This window comes from Streptomyces sp. NPDC007088 (genome assembly GCF_042869355.1).
Taxonomy (GTDB): Bacteria; Actinomycetota; Actinomycetes; order Streptomycetales; family Streptomycetaceae; genus Streptomyces.
In genome coordinates, this window is the sequence record NZ_JBIAFO010000004.1 from 386,941 (window position 1) to 407,088 (window position 20,148).

A 20,148-nucleotide genomic window follows, 5' to 3' on the forward strand; every position below is an offset into this window, starting at 1 on the left:
CGGAGCGGGCTGCGCCGTGCGGGCGTCGCCCTCGTGCACGAGGTGTGGTGCGAGGTCCCGTTGGCGGTGGCCCGCGCCCGCTGCGCCGCGCGGGCCGCCGGCCGCCCTCCCGTCCCTCCCGTCCATCCCGAACGGCCCGGGGGTACGACGGCGACTGGGCGCTGTGGGCGCGGGGCGCGCGCCCCCTGGGGCTCGGGCCGGTGTACCGCGTGGGCACGACCGCCCCCGCGGACGTGGGAGCGATCGGGGCGCCACGTCCCTGAGCACGGCGCCCGGTTGGACTCCCCGACGGCCGGGGACTCCCGGCGCGTCGGCGGTCAGAGGTCCGCGTCCCGTTCGGCGGCGGTGATCAGTGCGGCGGCCGCGTCCCTGGTGACCGGGTCACCGTGCCCGCAGCACAGGACGCTCGGACCGAGCACCGACAGGCGGCGCAGCGAGGCGCGGGCGTCCTCGCGATCCACGTGGAAGACCCCCAGCGTGACGCCCTCGACCGAGGCGACCGTGTCCCCCGTGAACAGCACTCCGTGCAGCGGGAGATGCAGGGCGATGCTCCCGGGCGTGTGTCCCGGCACGTGGACGACCCGGGCGCCGCCGCCGAAGGCCAGCGCATCACCGTCCTCCACTTCGCGGTCCACCACCGTGGGCGGCGCGGGCGGCAGCCCCCGGGTCCGCTCCCACAGGGGCCGCTCCCAGTCCAGCAGCACGGGCGGCGGCAGCGCCTGTTCGCCCCTGATCGCCGGCGCCTCCAGACGGTGCGCCACCACCTCCGCACCGAACCGGCGCGTCAGCTCCTGCGCCGCGCCGCAGTGATCCTCGTGCCCGTGTGTCAGAACGATCCTGACCAGCCGCGCCGGGTCCAGACCGAGCGCCCGGATCGCGAGGACCAACTCCTCCGCGGCTCCCGCCGTGCCCGAGTCGACGAGTGTCAACTCCCCGTCGTCCGACCAGAGATACGCCTGGCCCACCGGGAAGCGGAAGAGGTGCAAACGCGGTTGTACGGCGATGACGTCCATGCCGGAACGGTACGCAGGCAGGCCGCCGGGCACGCCCCGCTACGCTGTGGGCGCAGTGGGGCGCGAAGTGGCCTGCGGCCTGATCAGGCGGAGGCGGCCGTGGCGTAGTCCCGCAGGAACAGCCCTTCGGCGACCGCCAGGCGCTCCAGCTCCTCGGGCGAGACGCTCTCGTTCGGCGCGTGGATCTGCGCCTCCGGCTCGCTCAGCCCGATCAGCAGGATCTCCGCCTCCGGGTACAGCGCGGCCAGCGTGTTGCACAGGGGAATCGAGCCGCCCTGTCCCGCGTACTGCATCTCCTCGCCCGGGTAGGCCACGCCCATGGCCCGCGCCATCGCCGCGTACGCGGGGCTCGTCGTGTCCGCGCGGAAGGGCTGGCCCTGACCGACCTGCTCGACCGTCACCCGCGCACCCCACGGCGTGTGCCGTTCGATGTGGGCGGACAGCAGCTCCGTGGCCTTCACCGCGTCCGTCCCCGGCGGCACCCGCAGACTCACCAGGGCCCGCGCGCCCGCCTGCACGGAGGGCGTGGCGCCGACGACCGGCGGGCAGTCGATGCCGATCACCGTCACGGCGGGCCGCGCCCAGATCCGGTCGGCGACCGTGCCGGAACCGGTCAGCTCCACGCCCTCCAGCACCTTCGCGTCCTCGCGGAAGTCGTCCTCCCCGTACTGGAGCCCGTCCCACACCGCGTCCGTGTCCAGACCGTCCACCGCGGTGGAACCGTCCTCGGCTCGCAGCGAGTCCAGGACGCGGACGAGTGCGGCCAGCGCGTCGGGAGCCGCTCCGCCGAACTGACCCGAGTGCAGGTTGCCCGCCAGGGTCCGCACCTCGACCCGCACCATCGTCATCCCGCGCAGCGTCGAGGTGACCGTCGGCAGTCCGACCCGGAAGTTGCCCGAGTCCCCGATCACGACGGTGTCGGCCCGCAGCAGTTCGGGGTGCGCCTCGGCGTACCGCTCCAGACCGCCCGTGCCCTGCTCCTCCGAACCCTCCGCGATGAACTTCACCGTGACGGGGACCCCGCCGTTCGCCTTCAGCGCGCGCAGCGCCAGCAGGTGCATGACGACGCCGCCCTTGCAGTCGGCCGCACCACGCCCGTACCAGCGCCCGTCCCGCTCGGTCAGTTCGAAGGGAGGCGTCAGCCACGCCTCCTCGTCGAGCGGGGGCTGCACGTCGTAGTGCGCGTACAGCAGGACCGTCGGCGCGCCCGCGGGGCCGGGCAGGCAGCCGTAGACCGACTGGGTGCCGTCCGGCGTGTCGAGCAGCGCGACCTCCTCGAATCCTTCGGCGCGCAGCGCGTCCGCGACCCAGTTCGCCGCGGCCTGCGATTCGCTTTTCGGAAACTGCTCCCAGTCGGCCACCGAACGGAAAGCCACCAGCTCGGTCAGCTCCCGCTTGGCCTCCGGCATGAGAGAGGCGACGGATTCCGCGATCGGATTCGGCGACATGGGCACGCTCCAGAGGGATGCGACGTTGTACCTGTGTACGTGTGTACGTTCAGCGAATGATCTCTCGATCCTCCCACAGCCGGAATCGGGGGACAGCCGCCGTAGGATGCCCGGGAAAACCGGGTGACACTCAGCGACCAACCGCCGGATCGGGAGCAGAAGCACATCGTGAGCAGCGAGAACACAGCGGACGACGCACAGACGGCGACCCCCCGTACCGTGTGGGACGTCGTGGTCGTCGGAGCCGGCCCCGCGGGCGCCTCGGCGGCGTACGCGGCAGCGGTCACCGGCCGGCGCGTCCTGCTTCTGGAGAAGGCCGAACTGCCCCGCTACAAGACCTGCGGAGGCGGCATCATCGGCCCCTCCAGGGACAGCCTGCCCCCCGGCTTCGAGCTGCCTCTCCAGGACCGCGTCCGGGCCGTGACCTTCACGCTCGACGGCCGTTTCAGCCGCACCCGCCGCTCGCGGCAGATGCTGTTCGGGCTGGTCAACCGCCCCGAGTTCGACCTGCGTCTGGTCGAGGCGGCGCAGAAGGCCGGCGCCGAACTGCGCACCGGCGCGGCCGTCTCCCGAGTCGAGCAGCACGGCCCCGCCGTACCGGACCGCAGGACCGTCGCCGTCGTCCTGCAGAGCGGTGAGACGCTGCTGGCCCGCGCGGTCGTCGGGGCCGACGGCAGTGCCGGCCGGATAGGAGCACATGTCGGGGTCAAGCTCGATCAGGTCGACCTCGGTCTTGAGCTGGAGATCCCCGTCCCGGAGACCGTCGCCGCCGACTGGGCCGGCCGTATCCACCTCGACTGGGGCCCGCTGCCCGGCAGCTACGGCTGGGTCTTCCCCAAGGGGGACACCCTCACCGTCGGCGTCATCTCCGCGCGCGGTGAAGGCGCCGCCACCAAGCGGTACTTGGAGGACTTCGTGGCCCGTCTGGGCCTGTCCGGCTTCGAGCCGAGCGTGTCCTCCGGCCACCTGACGCGCTGCCGCAGCGAGGACTCCCCGCTGTCCCGGGGCCGGGTGCTCGTCGCGGGCGACGCGGCCGGTCTGCTGGAGCCCTGGACGCGCGAGGGTATTTCCTTCGCGCTGCGTTCGGGGCGGCTGGCGGGGGAGTGGGCCGTGCGGGTCTCCGAGTCGCACGACGCGGTGGACGCCCGCCGTCAGGCCCTCAACTACGCCTTCGCCGTCAAGGCCGGCCTGGGCGTCGAGATGGCCGTCGGCCGCCGGATGCTGTCGATCTTCGAACGCCGTCCCGGCCTGTTCCACACCGCGCTCACCAGCGTCCGCCCCGCGTGGAACGCCTTCGCCCGCATCACCCGCGGCGCCACCACCCTCGGCGAACTCGTGCGCAGCCACCCGCTGGCAGGCCGCGCCCTCCAGGCCCTCGACCCGCACCCCAAGAGCAGCGGCGTCGCGCAGGCGGAGGACGAGCCCGCGGAGGTGCCGGCCGCCAAGGGCGAGGCGGAGGACGGGACCGGGGCTACCGCTCCACGCTGATCAGGAAGACCGGGTGATCCGGGGCGGCCGCGGCCAGTTCCTCCGCGGAGGCGTCGGCCGTGACGCCCCGGAAGTAGCCCTTGACCTCCCAGCCCCACTTCTTCAGATAGCTGCGCAGCACCTCGGGTCGTTCCGCGACCGGGACCTCCACCGCGGTGAACCGGCTCAGCCCGCGCCCCACGCGCAGCTCCCCGCCACCGGCCACCCGCATGTTCCGCACCCACTGCCCGTGCCCGCGCGCCGACACCAGATACTGCTTCCCGCCGTGGCGGTGCGGGTGGACCGGGATGCGCTGCATCCTGCCGCTGCTGCGGCCCCTCACGGACAGTTCCGCCGTTCCCAGCAAGCTCACCCCGTGCCGCGCCAGCCAGCCGGCGATCAGGTTGAAGCGGGCGCTGAACCCGGCAGGTGCGAGGTAGTAGGGCTGGGCGGGCGCGGATTCGTTGACGGTCATCGGCAGACCTCCCGATCGGCGGCGACGGGCGGGCACGACGGATGCCGCGTCCACGGGGGTTCGCGCTGCGGCGAGAGCAGTGCTCTCGCTTGCTGAAGCGAGCATGGCAGGGGTGTGGGGAGCTACGCAAGAGCGCTGCTTCTTTTTGTGAGCAGTGCTCTCGGTTCGGTGCACTGCTCTTCACCTGGCCTGGCGCGCCCCCTGCTCTCGCTTGTTTGCAGCGCTCTTGCTCGGGCGGTGCGCTCGTTTTAGTGCAGTGCTCTTGCTTTGGTTCTCCGCTCTTGTTCCGGTGCGGTGCTCTCGGCGCTGACATCAGCGCTGACATCATGGGGGCATGAGCACTGCACACAGGGACGGGAAGACGCGCCCCACCGCACCGACCAGGCCCGAGGAGACGACCGAGGGTGGTGAGGCGGCCGGGGCCGCGGAGCCGTCGTCGCGACCGGCCGGGGGCCGGGGGCGAGGGACTGCCGGCGGGGCTCGGGCCAGAGCGCGCGAGGAGATCACCGCCGTCATCAAGGACGAGGCCCGACGGCAGCTCGCCGCCGAGGGTGCCGCGAAGCTCTCCCTGCGAGCGGTGGCCAGGGAGATCGGCATGGTGTCCTCGGCGCTCTACCGCTATTTCCCGAGCCGGGACGAGCTGCTGACCGCCCTGATCATCGACGCCTACAACGCGCTCGGTGCCGCGGGGGAGGAAGCCGACCGCTCCTTCGTGAACCGGCTCGAAGAGGCGGGCGAAGCGGCCGGGAGCACCGCCGGGCCGGATGGCGGCCTGTTCCCCGCGGCTCTGGCCGACAGCGACCCCGCGTACCGGACGGCTGTCGTGGGGCGCTGGGTCGCCGTGTGCCGCGCGGTGCGGGAGTGGGCCCTCGCCCGCCCTCAGGAGTACGCGCTCCTCTACGGTTCGCCTGTGCCCGGGTACACCGCCCCCACCGCCACGGTGGGGCCCGCCTCCCGGATCGGGGTCCTGCTCGTCGACATCGTGCGCGAGGGCAGAAGGACGACGGGGCTCTCGGTGCAGCCGCTGCCCGCGAGCCTGGCGGCCGAGGCGCGCCGGCTCGCCGACGACCTGGCCCCCGATCTGCCGCCCGCCGTCGTCATGCCCATGGTGGCGGCCTGGGCCCAGCTCTTCGGCCTCGTGTCCTTCGAGGTCTTCGGCCAGTTCAACCGGGTCGTCGAGAGCCGGGAGGACTTCTTCGTCCGCTCCGTGGCGGCACTCGCCGCGAGTGTGGGGCTGGTCGCCCCGAGGGAAGGGGCGGGTGCCGCGGGCACGATCCCCGCGCCGTGAACCGGGAGGAGGCCGACGGGCGGGAGGCGAGGGGGCAGAGGCCCGAGTGGACCGGCGAGGACGACGGCGGCGCGGGAGACCGGCGCCGCCCGGTGAGCGTCGGCTTCCTGGCCTCATGGCCTCCCGGCCTCATGGCCTCCCGGCCTCATGGCCTCCCGGCCTCATGGCCTCCCGGCCTCATGGCCTCCCGGCCTCCCGGCCTCATGGCCTCCCGGCCTCATGGCCTCCCGGCCTCCCGGCCTCATGGCCTCCCGGCCTCATGGCTTTCGGCTCATGACCTCAAGGCGAAGCGGTACCGGTGCGGGCCGTGCCGAGGTCGATGCCGGCGTGTCGCGTTGTCCACCCGATCACGGCGGCCACGGCGGCGAGCGCCGCCACGCTGAGCAGCGCCGTCGGCAGCGAGAACCAGTCGGCCATGAAGCCGATCGCGGGCGGGCCCAGCAGCATGCCGCCGTAGCCCAGCGTCGATGCGGTCGCGACCCCGCCGGGGCCGCCGAGCGTGCCGGCCCGTCCGATGGTGACGGGGAAGACGTTGGCCACACCGAGGCCCATCAGCGTGAAGCCGACGAGGGCCGCCCAGAGGGAGGGGGCCAGGGCGCCGAGCAGCATGCCGGCCGCCGCGAGCGCCGAGCCGCCGACGACGGTCGCCGTGGCGCCCACCCGCTCCAGCAGACGGGTGCCGGACAGTCGTCCGACCGTCATGGCGAGCGCGAACAACGCGTACCCGGCGGAAGCCGTACCGGCGCTCGCGTCCAGGTCCTCGTGCAGGTGCAGGGCGCCCCAGTCGGCCATCGCCCCCTCGCCGTACGAGGAACAGAGGGCGGTCAGCCCGAGGATCGCAAGGAGGCCGCCCACGTTTCTCCGGGCCGGGGCGGCGGCCGGGGCGTCGGGCCTCCCCGTTCCGGTTCCGGCGTCCCTCGCGGTGGACGCGGTCGCCACCACGTCGACCGGAGTCCCGGTCCGGCCCGGCCCCGCCGATGCCTCACGCCGAGGTTCGGGGGTGCCCGGTGCGCGGTGACTCAGCAGAACGGGGCTCGCGGCGGCCGTGACGAGCAGCCCGATCACGGTGAGCAGCAGGAGGTGCCGGGTCGGGGAGAGGTGCGAGGCGACCAGCCCGCCCAGCCCCGCGCCGAGCATGCCGCCGAGACTGAACGCGGCGTGGAAACTCGGCATGATCGGCCGGTGCAGCACGTTCACGAGATCGACGGCGGCGCTGTTCATGGCCACGTTGATGCCGCCGTATCCGGCCCCGAAAATCAGCAGGACCCCGCCGAGGGCCCAGGCCGAGTGAGTCAGTGGCGGCAGGGCGATGGCGAGCGAGAGCAGTACCGCGCAGGCCACCGTGACCGGGTGGTTGCCGTAATGGCGGCACGCGCGTCCGATCAGCGCCATCGTGATCACGCCCCCCAGCGAGACCCCGAGCAGCGCCAGCCCCAGCGCGCTCGCCGAGGCGTCGGTCTGCTCCTTGATCGCGGGGATGCGGACGACCCACCCGGCGAAGACGAAGCCGTCGAGGGCGAAGAAGGCGGTGATGGCGACGCGGAGGCGTCGGAGGGAGGCGGGGGAACCGTCGGAGGTGACGACCCTCGCCCGACCTATTTTGTTCAGTAGCGGCACAAAGGCAGACTAGGCTGCTCGGGAGGGCGCCGACAAGGGAGAATCGCGCTCACTTGCGAACCTCACCGCCCAGGCGTGCCACGGTCGGACCGCAGCGGTGGTGTCCGGTCGGGGCCGGACGGTGGTGTCCGACGGTCCGGACGACGCCCCGGCCAGGTCGTGGAGTGGTGCTCCGGTCGGGCTGGGAAGTGGTGCCTCGATCAGGCTAAGAAGTCGTACTCCGATCAGACCCGGGCGTGGTGCCCCGGTCGGGTCCGGAGGTGGTGTCGGAACCCGGCCGCCAGAAGGTGGCGAGCGAGCCGGGTCTGCCTGAGCCGGGCCGCCGGGAGGTTGGCCGGTGTCCGGGCCGGGCCGGGACGTGCCGGAAGCCGGAGCCCGGGAGCGGGGAGGGACGTCGTGGTGTCCGGGCTGTGAGAAGCGGGGGAGCGGGGCGAGGGTCTCCGACCCTCTCCGGGCCCGCCGAAGACGGACCCCGCGGGGCCCGACCCCCGAGCGCCCGGCCCCCGGGCGCCCGGCCCCCGGGCGCCCGGCCCGTTGTCAGTCCCCGGTGCGATCCTCTGAGGCATGGCTTCTCTTCTGCCGCGCCCGCGTTCCGTTCTCGCCCCCGGGGCCGTGCACGTCCCGGAGTGGCTGGGGCCCGAACGGCGTCGTGCGCTGGTCGCGGCCTGCCGCGCCTGGGCGACCGGCCCGGTGCCCATGCGCCACACCCGGCTGCCGCGCGGAGGCGTCATGTCCGTACAGACGGTCTGTGTCGGCTGGCACTGGCAGCCCTACCGCTACAGCCGTACCGCCCAGGACGTGAACGGAGCGCCCGTGGCCCCCTTCCCGTCCTGGCTCCGGGATCTGGGCCGGGAGGCCGTGGCCGCCGCGTACGAGGACCCGGAGGTGGCGCGCGCGTACACGCCGGACGTCGCGCTGATCAACTTCTACGAGGGGGCGGCGACCATGGGCATGCACCAGGACAAGGACGAGCGTTCCTCTGCTCCTGTCGTCTCCCTGAGCGTCGGGGACACCTGCGTGTTCCGGCTCGGCAACACAGAGACCCGCACCCGGCCCTACCGTGACGTGGAGCTGGAGTCCGGGGACCTGCTCGTCTTCGGCGGTCCCTCGCGCTTCGCCTACCACGGCGTGACCGCACTGCGCCCCGGGAGCGGTGATCCGGCCGACGGTCTCGCGCGGGGCCGTCTCAACGTGACACTGCGCATGACGGGGCTGCCGGGCTGAGCCCGCCTCGCGGCCCGACTAAGGGGCTGGGCCGCCAGAGACGACCGGTCAGGTGCCCGGCGGGAGAGGGGAGTGCGCCGTGGGAGACTCCCCGGTATGAACGGCAAGGCGGCCCCCCGCACGGCGGGGGATGGGTCCACCCGTACCCGGCTGGAGCGCGGACGCACCGCGCTCGGCCCGGCGCTGGAACTGGTGCACACCGGGCGGGCGCCCACCCGGGCGGTGCTCACGACGCAACTGCGCGTCACGCGGGCGACGGCGGGCGCCGTGGCCGCCGAACTGGAGGCACTCGGCCTGATCAGGGTCGACGCCCGGCCGACCGCCCCGGCCGGGTCGCACGGCCGCCCCTCCCACCGGCTGTCCCTCGACCCGGACGGGCCCGTGACCCTCGCCGCGCAGGTGCACGCCGACGGCTACCGCGCCGCGCTCGTCGGGCTCGGCGGGCGGATCGTCGCGACCTCGCCCGGCTGCGAGATCGTCGAACCCGACCCGGCGCACGTGCTCGGCGCGGTGGTCGACGCGGGGATCGGCCTGCTGCGCGCCACCGGACGCCGCTGTGTGGGCGCGGGTCTGGCGGTTCCCTCGGCGGTCGCCGAACCGGAGGGCACCGCCCTCAACCCCCTGCACCTCGCCTGGCCCGCCGGTTCACCGGTGCGGGAGATCTTCACCGACCGGGTACGTGAGGCGGGCCTCGACGTGCCCGCGTTCACCGGCAACGACATCAACCTCATGGCCCTGGCCGAGCACCGGCACGGCGCGGGACGCGGGGCCGGGCACCTGCTGTGCGTGGCGACCGGACACCGGGGGGTCGGCGGTGCCCTCGTCCTGGACGGCCGCCTGCACACGGGGAGTTCGGGACTGGCCCTGGAGGTCGGCCACCTGACCGTCAACCCGGAGGGGCGCCCCTGCTTCTGCGGAAGCCGCGGCTGTCTCGACGTCGAGACCGATCCACTGGCCTTCCTCGCCGAGGCGGGCCGGGCCCCCGGGCCGGAGGACTCCCTGCTCAAGCAGGCCAACGACCTGATCGCCGAGGAGCCGGACAGCCCCGGGGTGCGAGCCGCCGTCGAGGCGCTGACGGACCGTCTGGGGCTCGGGCTCGCCGGGCTCGTCAACATCCTGAACCCGGACCGGATCATCCTCGGCGGGCTCCACCGCACCCTGTTCGAGGCCGATCCGGAACGGCTGCGGGCCGTCGTCGCCGACCGGAGCCTGTGGGGACGCAGTGGCAGCGTGCCCATCCTGGCCGCCGCCCTCGACCACAACAGCCTGGTCGGCGCGGGGGAACTGGCCTGGCAGCCCACCCTCGACGACCCGCTGTCGACCCTCGCCGGCCACTGAGCCGGAGCGCGCCACCGCGGCCGCTCCGGCGCGTCTGGTCCGGCCGGCCGTTCAGGTGCCCCGCGCCGAGTGGTCGGGCCGGCCGTTCAAGATCCCCGCGCCGGGTCGGGCCGGCCGTTCAGGGCCCCCGCGCCGGGTCGGGCCGGGTGACGAGGGGACTCATCGGACGGCGGCCGCCCGCCCGGCCCCGCGGCTCGCGGCGCCCGCCTGCTCCGGGGCCAGCGCCGGGAAGGGATCGGTCCTCGCCGCGGCGTAGAGCGGCCGCAGCGCCCCGGCCGGGACCGGTTCACGCGGGGGAGCGGACTCCCGAGCGGGTGCGGACAGGGTGAACCACACCACCTTGCCGCGGTCCGTCTCGGGGCGTACGCCCCAGCTCTCGCTGACGGCTGCGACCAGGGCGAGCCCCCGCCCGCCGGTCTCGGCGAAACCGGCCTCGCGGACCTCGGGGACCCGGGGGTCCCGGTCCCGTACCGACACCGTGAGGACGTCGAGCAGCAGCTCGATCTCCACGGTGCAGGTCTTGTCCGGCTCCGCGTGCCGGTGGACGTTGGTCAGCAACTCGGTGACACCGAGCGCCGCCCCGTCGATCAGGTCGTCCAGATGCCAGTAACGCAACTGCGCCGACACGATTCTGCGGACCTGTCCGATCCGCGACGGCAGGGCCTGAAGCTCCACCGCGCAATGCCTGCTCGGCTGGCTGATCACTGCTGCCACTCCCCGAAGTGAGTCCGGAAGAAGACGATGATCGCGCCCGGCGGAGGTCGCCCGCCGCCAGGACACAGGGGACCGGTGGTGGCTGGTTCGCAGCGTCATCGCCGGTGTACCCAGAGTGATGTGAGACCACAGTGGCCCAGCCGGACCGGCCCCGCAACTCGTCGGCCACGGGCGTCCCACGACCGGACACCACCTGCTCCCCGCCCCGGTGCGCGGACCCGGTGAGGAAGAAGCGCCTCGCCCCTCACCCGCTCCCCGGAGGGGCATTCGGCCCCCGGCGTCACGCCCGGCGAAACACGCCGTGCGCTCGTGAGAGGCACCACTGACGGCATCGCGCATCGCCCTCCTCTCAGCGTCGCCCGCCGGTGACGGCCACCGCGGACGGCGGGCCGTCCGACTCGCAGCAGTCTGCTCCAGAGGGCGGGCCCCGCACCAGAGGCGGCGGCCTTCGCGCCGGTGCATGCCACCGGTGCGCCGTGACGCGCCCCTGTCCCACCGGTCTCCGCCGGTTTGCCCAAGGGGCGCCTTTGACCAGCTCAAAGGGGTGTTTATGCAGGTGAGAAGCGTGCGGAATGCGTCTAGGATCACCCCACCGACCGAGTGCGGGCGGCCGCCAGGCCCCCGCCCCACCCGAGGAGCGGCGCGGTGCCCACCCCCCAGCAGACCCGCCCGGCAGGCCCCCTGCCCACACTCGACGCCGACCACAGCGACCCCGCGTACCGGGCCTGGCTCAAGGAGGCCGTGCGCAAGGTCCAGGCGGACGCCAACCGCAGCGCCGACACCCATCTGCTGCGCTTCCCGCTGCCCGCGCACTGGGAAGTCGACCTCTATCTCAAGGACGAGTCGACCCACCCCACCGGCAGCCTCAAGCACCGTCTCGCCCGCTCCCTGTTCCTCTACGCGCTGTGCAACGGCTGGATCAGGCCCTCGGCGCCGGTCGTGGAGGCGTCGAGCGGATCAACGGCGGTCTCCGAGGCGTATTTCGCGAGCCTGATCGGCGTCCCCTTCATCGCGGTCATGCCCCGGACCACCAGCCCCGAGAAGTGCCGGCTCATCGAGTTCCACGGCGGCCGCTGCCATTTCGTCGACGACCCGAGGACGGTCTACGCAGAGTCGGCGGCACTCGCGCAGGAGACCGGCGGTCACTACATGGACCAGTTCACCTACGCCGAACGGGCGACGGACTGGCGCGGCAACAACAACATCGCCGAGTCGATCTACCAGCAGCTCCGGCTGGAGCGCTACCCGGAACCCGCCTGGATCGTGGCGACCGCGGGCACCGGCGGTACCTCGGCGACCCTGGGCCGCTACGTGCACTACATGCAGTACGACACCCGGATCTGCGTCGCCGACCCCGACTTCTCCTGTTTCTACGAGGGCTGGACCCGCCACGATCCGGCGGCCACCAGCGAGCACGCCTCGCGCATCGAGGGCATCGGACGGCCCCGGATGGAACCGAGCTTCGTGCCCGGCGCCGTCGACCGCATGATGAAGGTCCCCGACGCGGCGAGCGTCGCCGCCGTGCGGACCCTGGAGCGGGCCCTGGGACGCAAGGCGGGCGGCTCGACCGGGACCGGGTTGTGGAGCGCTTTGCGCATCGTCGCGGACATGCTCGCCGAGGGCCGCAAGGGCAGCGTCGTGACCCTGCTGTGCGACCCGGGCGACCGCTACCTCGACAAGTACTACTCCGACACCTGGCTCGCCGGTCAGGGCCTCGACATCGGCCCCTACACAGCAGCCCTCGACGGCTTCCTCGCGACGGGCCGGTGGCCGGCCGGCGGAGCCTGAACCGCCGCCCCGGTCACTGCCGCAGCGGCGGGGCCTGGGCGATCACCAGATTGTCCAGGTGTTCCCTGACCTCGGCGCGCGCCTCCTGCGACAGGCCCTCGTCGGTGACGAGCGTGTCCACCGCGTCGAGCGGCGCGAAGGAACTCAAGCCCACCGTGCCCCACTTGGTGTGGTCGGCGACGACCACCACCCGGCGGGCGGCGCGCACCAGTCGCCGGTTGGTCTCGGCCTCCGCGAGATTGGGCGTCGAGAGGCCGGCCTGCGGAGCTATCCCGTGCACTCCCAGGAACAGCAGATCGAAGTGCAGGGAGTCGATGGCACGGTCCGCGACCGGGCCCACCAGCGAGTCGGAGGGGGTGCGTACGCCACCGGTCAGCACGACCGTCGCCGAACCGGGGCGAGGTGCGGAGCCGCCGGCCGCGCTGTGGAACACGTCGGCCACTCGCACCGAGTTCGTGACGACCGTCAGCTCCGGGACGTCCGCCAGCCGCTGGGCCAGCGCGAAGGTGGTCGTCCCCCCGGACAGGGCGATCGCCTGGCCCGGCACCACCAGCTCGGCGGCGGCACGCGCGATGGTGTCCTTCGCGCTCTGCTCCAGCCCCGACTTGGCCTCGAAGCCCGGCTCGTGGCTGCTCGCCTCGGCAGGCGGCACCGCCCCGCCGTGCACCTTCTCCACCGCGCCCTGACGGGCCAGCGCGTCCAGGTCGCGACGCACGGTCATGTCCGAGACGCCGAGCCGTTTCGTGAGCTCGTTGACCCGCACGCCGCCGCGCCGCCGCACCTCGTCGAGGATCACGGCCCGCCGCTGCTCCGCGAGGAGGTTCAGGTTCTCACTCACGTCCGCCCGGTCCTTCCGCCTCTGTGTGCCACCGTCACCGCCTTCTGTGCCACCGGGACGCCGGCCGCGTTCCCGCAGCTCGTCGCCCGACCGGGCCTGCCTCATCCTCCCACGGCCCCCCACGGACGCCGAGTCAGGCGGCACATTCACTCGAATCAGGGGGATTGAGCCCACAGGGGTGCGTCCCGGGACCCGGACCTGGATTCTGGTACACGCACCCGACAGGCCCGGCAGCGTCCGGGCACCACGGAGCGGCACCCCGGCCGCCCCTGCTCGTACGACGGTTTCGCGAGGGAGAACAAGGGAGAACAGCGCGTGCAGTCAGACACGGGGGACGAGACCGCCCTCGAACTGCTGGTCCACGGCGTCGGGGGCACCACTCCCGGCGAGATGCTCGACGATCCCGCCACCGTGCGGGTGGCCGGCGACGAGGTCGCCGCCATGTTCCGCCGCGCCAGGGACACGAAGCCCGGCCGGCCGGAGCCCTCCTCCGCACCGCCCCACAAAGGCGCCGCCCCCACCCCGGCCGGTGAGCCGGTCCAGGAGGCGTACGTGTGGTGCAACCTCACCTCGGGCAACGGCAGCCGCGCCCTGTGGCTCCTCCTGCTGCCCTTCATGGTGGTCAACCTGTCCCACTGGATGCGGCCCGACGCGCACCGGCGGCCCCGGCTGCTGCGCCTGTACGGGCTGCTGGTGCGTCTGATCGGGCTCAGCCTCACCGTTCTGCTCGTGGCCGCCGCCTGCGAAGTGGCCCTCGACCTGACCGCCTGGCAGTGCGCCGGGACGGCGGCCTGCGGCGGCGCCCGCTCCTGGCTCGGCTTCCTGTCCCCGCACGCCTCCCCCGGCGACTGGTGGACCCAGCCCGGCCGCAGACTCTCCCTCGCCGCCCTCGTCCCCCTCACCCTGACCGGACTGCTGTGGTATCTGGGCCACAAGACCTGGAGCGCGTACGAGTCGCAGCGACCGCTGCCGCGACCCAAGGCCCCCGAGGACACCGGTGAGCAGCCCACCGCCGCCCCGCTGAGCGCCGGGGAGCCGGAGCCCCCCGGCGGCCCGAACCTGGGCCGTCCCGGCTTCTGGTACGGCCGGCGCATCGTCGCCCGGCTGCGCGCCGCGCACACCGCCGCCGCCCTGCTCACCGTCGCCGCCGCTCTCGGCACGGCGGTCACCGCCCACGACACCGGGCACGGCGGTGGCCCCGCGCTCCTCGGACGACTGCTGTGCGTGCTGTACGCGGTGCTCGGAGCCGTCGTCGTCGCGGTCGTGTGCCGCAGGGGACGCAGCGAGCGGCGACTCGACACGGGGCTCGACCGCGTCGTGGTGAGGACGCTGCCCCTCGCCGCGCTCGCCCTGCTCCTGGTGACCGTCGGGTACGCCGTGGGGGACCGCCCCGACTGGCGCTCCGCCGGCGCCCTGCCGGGAGACGCGCTCTTCGGGGCGCTCTCCCTCGCCCAGGGGCTCCTCGTCGTGATCCTCGCCGTGGTGGCTGCCCTCCTGCACCGCAGCGCTCCCGATCCGCGTACCGTCCTGCGCGGCCTCGGCGGCCCCGCCGTCGCGATGCTGGCCTGCGCGCTGGGCGGCATCATGAGCGGCGGCGTCGCCCAGCGCGTCGCCGACTGGCTGGACGGCGACGCGACCCCCGGCCAGGGCGCCGGGCCGATGCCGGGGCCGCCCGTCGTCCTGTCCTGGCAGGCCGCGGTCCTCCCGCCCGTGCTGCTGATCCTGCTGATCCTGGCCGCCTGGCTCGCCGCGGTCACCTATCGCTCCACCCGGGCCGGCCTCGACCGGGTGACGGCGGACTACCCCGGTGAGCCGCACGACGAGATCCGCACCCGGGCCATCGCCCTCGCGCGCTCCGCCGCCGGGCTCACCGACCAGGCCCCGCTCGTGCTCGGCGTCAGCTCCGCCTGCACGCTCATCCTCGGCGCGGGGGCCCTCCTGGGGGCCTGGGCCACCGGTGAGGTGCCCGGAAGGGCCGCGAGCGGGGCGCCCGCCCTCGTGCACGGCCTCGCGCAGTCCAGCCAGGCGCTCGGCTCGTGGCTCATCGGGCTCGGCTTCATACTGCTCGTCACCTGGGGCCGGCGCGCCTACCGCGACGCCTCGGCCCGCAGGACCATCGGCATCCTGTGGGACGTCGGCACCTTCTGGCCGCGCGCCGCCCACCCCTTCGCACCGCCCTGCTACGCGGAACGGGCCGTGCCCGACCTGACCTGGCGGATGGCCACGTGGACGGCGCGCACCCGCGGCCGGCTCGTGCTGTCCGGCCACTCGCAGGGCAGCGTCCTCGCGGCCGCCGCCGCCTGGCAACTGCCCGCCGCGACCAGGGCCCGGGTCGCGCTTTTGACCTACGGCTCCCCGCTGGAGCGGCTGTACGGCCGCTGGTTCCCCGCCCACTTCGGCCCGCACGCGCTGCGCTCACTGCACGAGGAGGTCGACTGCTGGCGCAACCTGTACCGGGAGACCGACCCCATCGGCGGCCCCCTGCGGATTCCGGAGGTCGACGGCGCTCCACTGCGCGACCCGCTCGCCTACGGGCGCGACGACCACCACCCGCTGCCCGCCCCGATCCTCGGGCACGGCGACTACCAGGCCGACCCGTGCTTCGTCCGGGAACGCGGTGAACTCCTCGACCGACTGCCGGCCGGCGGCCCCGTACCGCGTCAGCCCAGGGGCCCCGGACAGGTGGGCGCCACCCCCGGCACCCCTCCGGCGCCGAAGGAGGGCTGAGCCGGGGCTCAGGGCAGGTCGGGCAGGTCCTGCGGGTACAGCAGCGTCAGATCGTCGGTGTCGGGCCGCTCGATCTGCGCGACCCGCCCGGCATGCCGTTCCACCATCGCCTCGAAGGTCTGCCGGGCGGTACGCCCGTTGCCGAAACCCGGCCCCTTCGGAAGGGCGGTGAAGTACTTCAGGAGGGCCTGGGCCGTCCCCTCGTCCAGCCGGTACTCGTGCTCCTCGGCCTGCTGCTCCACGATCCGCAGCAGCTCGCCGGGGCCGTAGTCGCCGAAGGTGATGGTCCGTGAGAAACGCGAGGCCACCCCCGGATTGACCGAGAGGAAGCGCTCCATCTCCGCCGTGTACCCGGCGACGATCACCACGACCGAGTCCCGGTGGTCCTCCATCAGTTTGACCAGGGTGTCGATGGCCTCCCGGCCGAAGTCCCGCCCGGAGTCCTCGGGGGAGAGCGCGTACGCCTCGTCGATGAACAGCACACCGCCCCGGGCCCGGTCGAAGGCCTCCTGGGTGCGGATCGCCGTCGAGCCGATGTGCTCACCGACCAGATCCACCCGGGACACCTCGACGAGGTGCCCCTTCTCCAGGACGCCGAGCGCGACCAGGATCTCCCCGTACAGCCGGGCCACCGTCGTCTTGCCGGTGCCGGGGGAGCCCGTGAACACGAGGTGCCGGCGGGCCGAGGCCGCCTTGAGGCCAGCCGCCTGGCGCCGTCTGCCCACCTCGATCATGTCCGTCAGCGCCCGCACCTCGCGCTTCACGCTCTCCAGGCCCACCAGGGCGTCCAGCGCGCCGAGCACGTCCTCGGAGCTGCGGACGGCGGGCATCTCCTCCTGCGCGCCCGGCGCGGTGCGCGCTGCGGGCACCCCGCCCAGCGGCCCCAGCCCCACGCCGGGCGCGGCGGCCTCCACCTCGCGCAGCACCGGCTGCGTCCCGCCCGCGGCCGCGAAGGAAGGGGGCGCGGGGGAGGGCCGCGCCGTGGAGGCGCTCGCGCTCTCGTCGCTCGTGCAGTCCTCCACGGTGGGGCCGCCGCCGGTGCCGCCCTCCGCCAGCTCGTAGCCGCCGCGCGCGCAGCGCTCGGTACGGCAGCGGCGCAGCGTCGTCCGGTCACCACCGATGACATGGAAGCCGTAGCCCGCGCTGTCGCTCACCCGGCAGGCGCTGAAGGTGCCGCGCCCGTCGGCCGACACGTAGAAGCCGGCCTCGGCCGCCGAGGACACCGTCGTGCGGTCGACGGCCGGATCGGCCCCCTTGGTCACGATCACCCCGGTCTGCACCTCGTCCACCGTGCAGCCGCTGAGCGTGCCGCCGCTGCCGTGGTCCCTGAACCACGCGCCGGTCGAGGCCCTGGTGATCCGGCAGTCGTCGAGCTGGGCGGTCGCCCCGTCGCTCACCGACACGGCGGTGTTGCGCACCTGGGAGAGATCGCTGTCGACCACGTCGACCCGAGAGCCCCGGTCCAGGACGAACAGGGCGTCCGGCACGTCGTGTACGCGGCAGGAGTCGAGCACCGCCGTCGCCCCGTCGCTCACCCAGACCGCCGGGTAGTCGCCCGTGCTGTCGTGGATCTCGCACTGGTTGGCGTCCACCCGGGTGCCCGGGTCCCACACCGACAGCCCGTTGCGCCCGAACTGCCGCACCGTGGAACGCGTCAGCGTCAGCACCGAGCGCGAACGCAGGTCGATCGCGTTCTCCGGGATGTCGTGGATGCGGCAGTCGGCGAGGGTCAGCACCGCGTCGGTGTCCAGCGTCACGCCGTTGGCGCTCGTCCGGTGCACCGCACAGTCCGTCAGGTGGGCGGCGGCGCGCCCCGTGATCTGGATCGCGGAGCCCTTGATCTCGTAGATCTCGCAGCTCAGCGCCTCCAGACCGCTGTTCTCCCCACTCACCGCGAGTCCCGAACCGGAGGCGTGGTGCACGCGGCAGCGCTCCAGGCGCGGGTGCGCGCCCTCGCGCACCACCACCCCGGACTGCCCCGCAGCGACCACCTCGCACTCCTCGAACACGCCGCCCGCCCCGTCCAGTACGGCGATCCCGATGCCCCCCGCGTTGTCGATCGAGGAGTGCCGCACCGTGGGACGCGCCCCGCCCCGCACCTCGATACCGGCGGCGGACCGGGTCAGGATGCGCAAGCCCTCAAGGTCGGGCGCGCAGTCCTCGATCAGGACGGCGGGGGCGGCCGCGTCCTGGCCCTCGATGTGCAGGTCGTGGACCTCGGCCGAGGCGCGCAGCGTCAGCGGGACGCCGTCGGCGGGGGCGATGCGGACCGGGCCCGCCGAGCCGTCCACCCCCCGCAGGACCACCGCGCGCCGGACGTCGAGATTCTCCCGATAGGTCCCGGGAAAGACGGTGAGGACGTCCCCGTCGCCTGCGGCCTCCAGGGCGGCGGCGAGCGAGCCGTACTCACCTGTGCGGCGCCGCCACCGCGACGTGCCGGCGTGCGTCACCTGGACCGTGCCCTGTGCCATGCGCTGCTGTGCCCCCACCTCGTGCGTACGCGGGTTCGTGTCGGGCCGCCCGCGTGGACGGCGACCCCGCCCCGTCATCAGGACGGCGGCCGGTCCACCGTAGCGTGTGCGAGGAGGGCGAGTTGACCGGTCCCGTGTCCTGGTCACCGCCGGTCCGTCAGCTTCCCGCGCCGGCTCGTCCCCAGTCCGGCCCGACCCGTGCCCAGTCGCGTTGCCACGCGGCGAGCCGCTGCCGGTGGACGCGCCACATCAGGAGCCGGCGCAGGCCCTCCAGCAGCGCCGCCGTCGCGGTGGCCGCCCCGATGCCCGCGAGGGCGGCGTGGGCCTGGGCGGTCGCGGCGTCCAGCGGCCGGTTCGTGAGCCGGCCGCGGTCGTCGGTCCACACCGGGAAGAAGTCGCCCGCCTTCGGGTGGGACAGCGTGGCGCGGGCCTCTCCCTTGTGCCGCTCCCCGCCGGGGCCGGTCCACGCGGCGACTACGCGGACGTCCCCGACGCGTCCGCCGGCCGACTCGGGGTCGGTGTCGAAGCGCGCCGAGCCGGCGGGCCGCAGCACGATGGCCGTGACCCGGTGCCGGTCCTGCTGCTGGGCGCGCACGGTCTGCTGAAGGGCGTCACCCGTCCGGGTGCCCACGAGGACGCCCGCGAGCGGGGTGAGCAGTACCACCAGGACCACGGCGAGCAGGCCGGTCCAGCCCTCCACCAGATCGGTCCGGCGGCGCAGCGGATTGTCCCGCCACCTCCACAGACCCGCGATCGCCCGCACCCCTGGCACCTCTTCTGCCTCTGCCCCGTACCGCGGGGGTGGAGCGACTGTGCCGCACCCCTCGATGACAACGGCCTTGTCCGCAGCCCGGGTTCCCGGGCACGGGCCGGCTATGCGAAGACCGGCGGGGCGGCGCGCTCCAGCACCGTGAGCGGGTCCCCGACCCGTACGGTTCCGGGCGACTCCGGGATCAGGTTGCTGCCGAACAGGGCGCCGTTGCCCGGGGACCTGCGGTGCCGGGCCAGGCTGCGCAGCGGTTCCTTGCCCCGGCGGGCGGTGAGCTGGTCGGTCGTCGTGACGACGCAGCGCGCGCAGGGTTTCGGCACGCGGAAGCGCACCTCCCCGACGCGGATGCGCCACCAGCCGTCCTCGGCCCAGGGCTCGGTGCCCTCGATGACCAGATTCGGCCGGAAACGGCTCATCGGGACGGGCCCTTCCTCGGGCAGGTCACCGCGGGCGACGAGGGAGTTGAGGGCGGCCAGGGAGGCGGTCGTGGTGACCAGCAGCGGGTATCCGTCCGCGAAGGACACCGTCTCGCCCGGCTGTGCGTACGCCGGGTCGACCGGTCGGCGTACCGCCGGATCGTCGAGATGGACCAGGCGTGCCGGTCTGCCGAGATACGCCCCGCACCACGCGTGCGCCGACTCGGCGGCGAGCACGGCCTCGACCTTGGTCTTGAACACCCGTACCGGCACGGTCCCGACGGGTTCGGGGACCGCCACCTCCAGGGGCCCGGCCCCCGGGGCCGACAGCACGAGCGAGCCGTCCGGGCGCGGGGCCGCCTCCAGCAGGGCGAGGCGTGGCTCCTCGCGCTGGGTGATCAGTTTCCCGTCCGGGTCCACGAGCATCCACCGGCGGTCACCCGCGAGACCCCAGGGCTCGACGAGCACGGCCTCGCGGTCGAGGGCGCGCGCCGCCTTGAGGGGGTGGATGTGCACGGAGTGCAGTACGGGTCCGGCCATGCCCCCATCCTTCCA

Annotated in this window: 15 protein-coding genes; 6 read left to right on the forward strand and 9 right to left on the reverse strand. The window is 73.9% G+C overall.

The window, feature by feature from the left end; all coding sequences use genetic code 11:
- Positions 1-317: 317 nt before the first annotated feature.
- Positions 318-1,013, reverse strand: a complete 696-nt coding sequence (locus ACFYMP_RS09500) for an MBL fold metallo-hydrolase (RefSeq protein WP_388853184.1) — start codon at positions 1,011-1,013, stop codon at positions 318-320.
- Positions 1,014-1,096: 83 nt separating this feature from the next.
- On the reverse strand, positions 1,097-2,461 hold the full coding sequence (locus ACFYMP_RS09505) for a dipeptidase (RefSeq protein ID WP_388853188.1): 1,365 nt from the start codon (positions 2,459-2,461) through the stop codon (positions 1,097-1,099).
- Positions 2,462-2,629: 168 nt separating this feature from the next.
- Here ACFYMP_RS09505 and ACFYMP_RS09510 point away from each other — a divergent pair, with 168 nt between their 5' ends.
- Complete coding sequence (locus ACFYMP_RS09510) at positions 2,630-3,949, forward strand: geranylgeranyl reductase family protein (protein ID WP_388853191.1); 1,320 nt, start codon at positions 2,630-2,632, stop codon at positions 3,947-3,949.
- Here the strand turns inward: ACFYMP_RS09510 and ACFYMP_RS09515 are convergent.
- Positions 3,933-4,403 (reverse strand): nitroreductase/quinone reductase family protein, encoded by a 471-nt coding sequence (locus ACFYMP_RS09515; RefSeq protein WP_388853195.1) that lies wholly within the window; start codon positions 4,401-4,403, stop codon positions 3,933-3,935. The genes ACFYMP_RS09510 and ACFYMP_RS09515 overlap by 17 nt on opposite strands.
- A gap of 334 nt (positions 4,404-4,737) precedes the next feature.
- Between ACFYMP_RS09515 and ACFYMP_RS09520 the strand changes: the two genes are divergently transcribed.
- Complete coding sequence (locus ACFYMP_RS09520) at positions 4,738-5,691, forward strand: TetR/AcrR family transcriptional regulator (protein ID WP_388853198.1); 954 nt, start codon at positions 4,738-4,740, stop codon at positions 5,689-5,691.
- Between the two features lie 279 nt (positions 5,692-5,970).
- Here the strand turns inward: ACFYMP_RS09520 and ACFYMP_RS09525 are convergent, their stop codons facing one another.
- Positions 5,971-7,299, reverse strand: coding sequence for an MFS transporter (locus tag ACFYMP_RS09525; RefSeq protein WP_388853314.1), 1,329 nt, complete (start codon positions 7,297-7,299; stop codon positions 5,971-5,973).
- A 573-nt stretch (positions 7,300-7,872) separates the two neighbouring features.
- Between ACFYMP_RS09525 and ACFYMP_RS09530 the strand changes: the two genes are divergently transcribed.
- Both ACFYMP_RS09530 and ACFYMP_RS09535 read left to right on the forward strand, forming a co-directional pair.
- The gene (locus ACFYMP_RS09530; RefSeq protein ID WP_388853201.1) at positions 7,873-8,532 is read left to right on the forward strand and encodes an alpha-ketoglutarate-dependent dioxygenase AlkB family protein; all 660 of its coding nucleotides are present in this window, start codon (positions 7,873-7,875) and stop codon (positions 8,530-8,532) included.
- A gap of 96 nt (positions 8,533-8,628) precedes the next feature.
- Positions 8,629-9,870, forward strand: coding sequence for an ROK family protein (locus ACFYMP_RS09535; RefSeq protein WP_388853204.1), 1,242 nt, complete (start codon positions 8,629-8,631; stop codon positions 9,868-9,870).
- 159 nt (positions 9,871-10,029) lie between these two features.
- Here the strand turns inward: ACFYMP_RS09535 and ACFYMP_RS09540 are convergent, their stop codons facing one another.
- Positions 10,030-10,575, reverse strand: a complete 546-nt coding sequence (locus tag ACFYMP_RS09540) for an ATP-binding protein (RefSeq protein WP_388853317.1) — start codon at positions 10,573-10,575, stop codon at positions 10,030-10,032.
- A 654-nt stretch (positions 10,576-11,229) separates the two neighbouring features.
- Between ACFYMP_RS09540 and ACFYMP_RS09545 the strand changes: the two genes are divergently transcribed.
- Complete coding sequence (locus tag ACFYMP_RS09545) at positions 11,230-12,372, forward strand: PLP-dependent cysteine synthase family protein (RefSeq protein WP_388853207.1); 1,143 nt, start codon at positions 11,230-11,232, stop codon at positions 12,370-12,372.
- A 13-nt stretch (positions 12,373-12,385) separates the two neighbouring features.
- On the opposite strand, the gene ACFYMP_RS09550 is transcribed toward ACFYMP_RS09545, so the two are convergent.
- Entirely contained in the window at positions 12,386-13,210 is an 825-nt protein-coding gene (locus ACFYMP_RS09550) for a DeoR/GlpR family DNA-binding transcription regulator (RefSeq protein ID WP_388853210.1), read from the reverse strand.
- Positions 13,211-13,525: 315 nt separating this feature from the next.
- Between ACFYMP_RS09550 and ACFYMP_RS09555 the strand changes: the two genes are divergently transcribed.
- On the forward strand, positions 13,526-15,937 hold the full coding sequence (locus ACFYMP_RS09555) for a hypothetical protein (protein ID WP_388853213.1): 2,412 nt from the start codon (positions 13,526-13,528) through the stop codon (positions 15,935-15,937).
- Between the two features lie 8 nt (positions 15,938-15,945).
- On the opposite strand, the gene ACFYMP_RS09560 is transcribed toward ACFYMP_RS09555, so the two are convergent.
- The 3 genes from ACFYMP_RS09560 to ACFYMP_RS09570 all read right to left on the reverse strand — a co-directional run bounded on the left by ACFYMP_RS09560 (position 15,946) and on the right by ACFYMP_RS09570 (position 20,133).
- Positions 15,946-18,408, reverse strand: a complete 2,463-nt coding sequence (locus ACFYMP_RS09560) for a right-handed parallel beta-helix repeat-containing protein (RefSeq protein WP_388853216.1) — start codon at positions 18,406-18,408, stop codon at positions 15,946-15,948.
- Between the two features lie 157 nt (positions 18,409-18,565).
- Complete coding sequence (locus ACFYMP_RS09565) at positions 18,566-19,171, reverse strand: hypothetical protein (protein WP_388853219.1); 606 nt, start codon at positions 19,169-19,171, stop codon at positions 18,566-18,568.
- Positions 19,172-19,281: 110 nt separating this feature from the next.
- On the reverse strand, positions 19,282-20,133 hold the full coding sequence (locus ACFYMP_RS09570) for an MOSC domain-containing protein (RefSeq protein ID WP_388853222.1): 852 nt from the start codon (positions 20,131-20,133) through the stop codon (positions 19,282-19,284).
- Between the last annotated feature and the right edge of the window lie 15 nt (positions 20,134-20,148).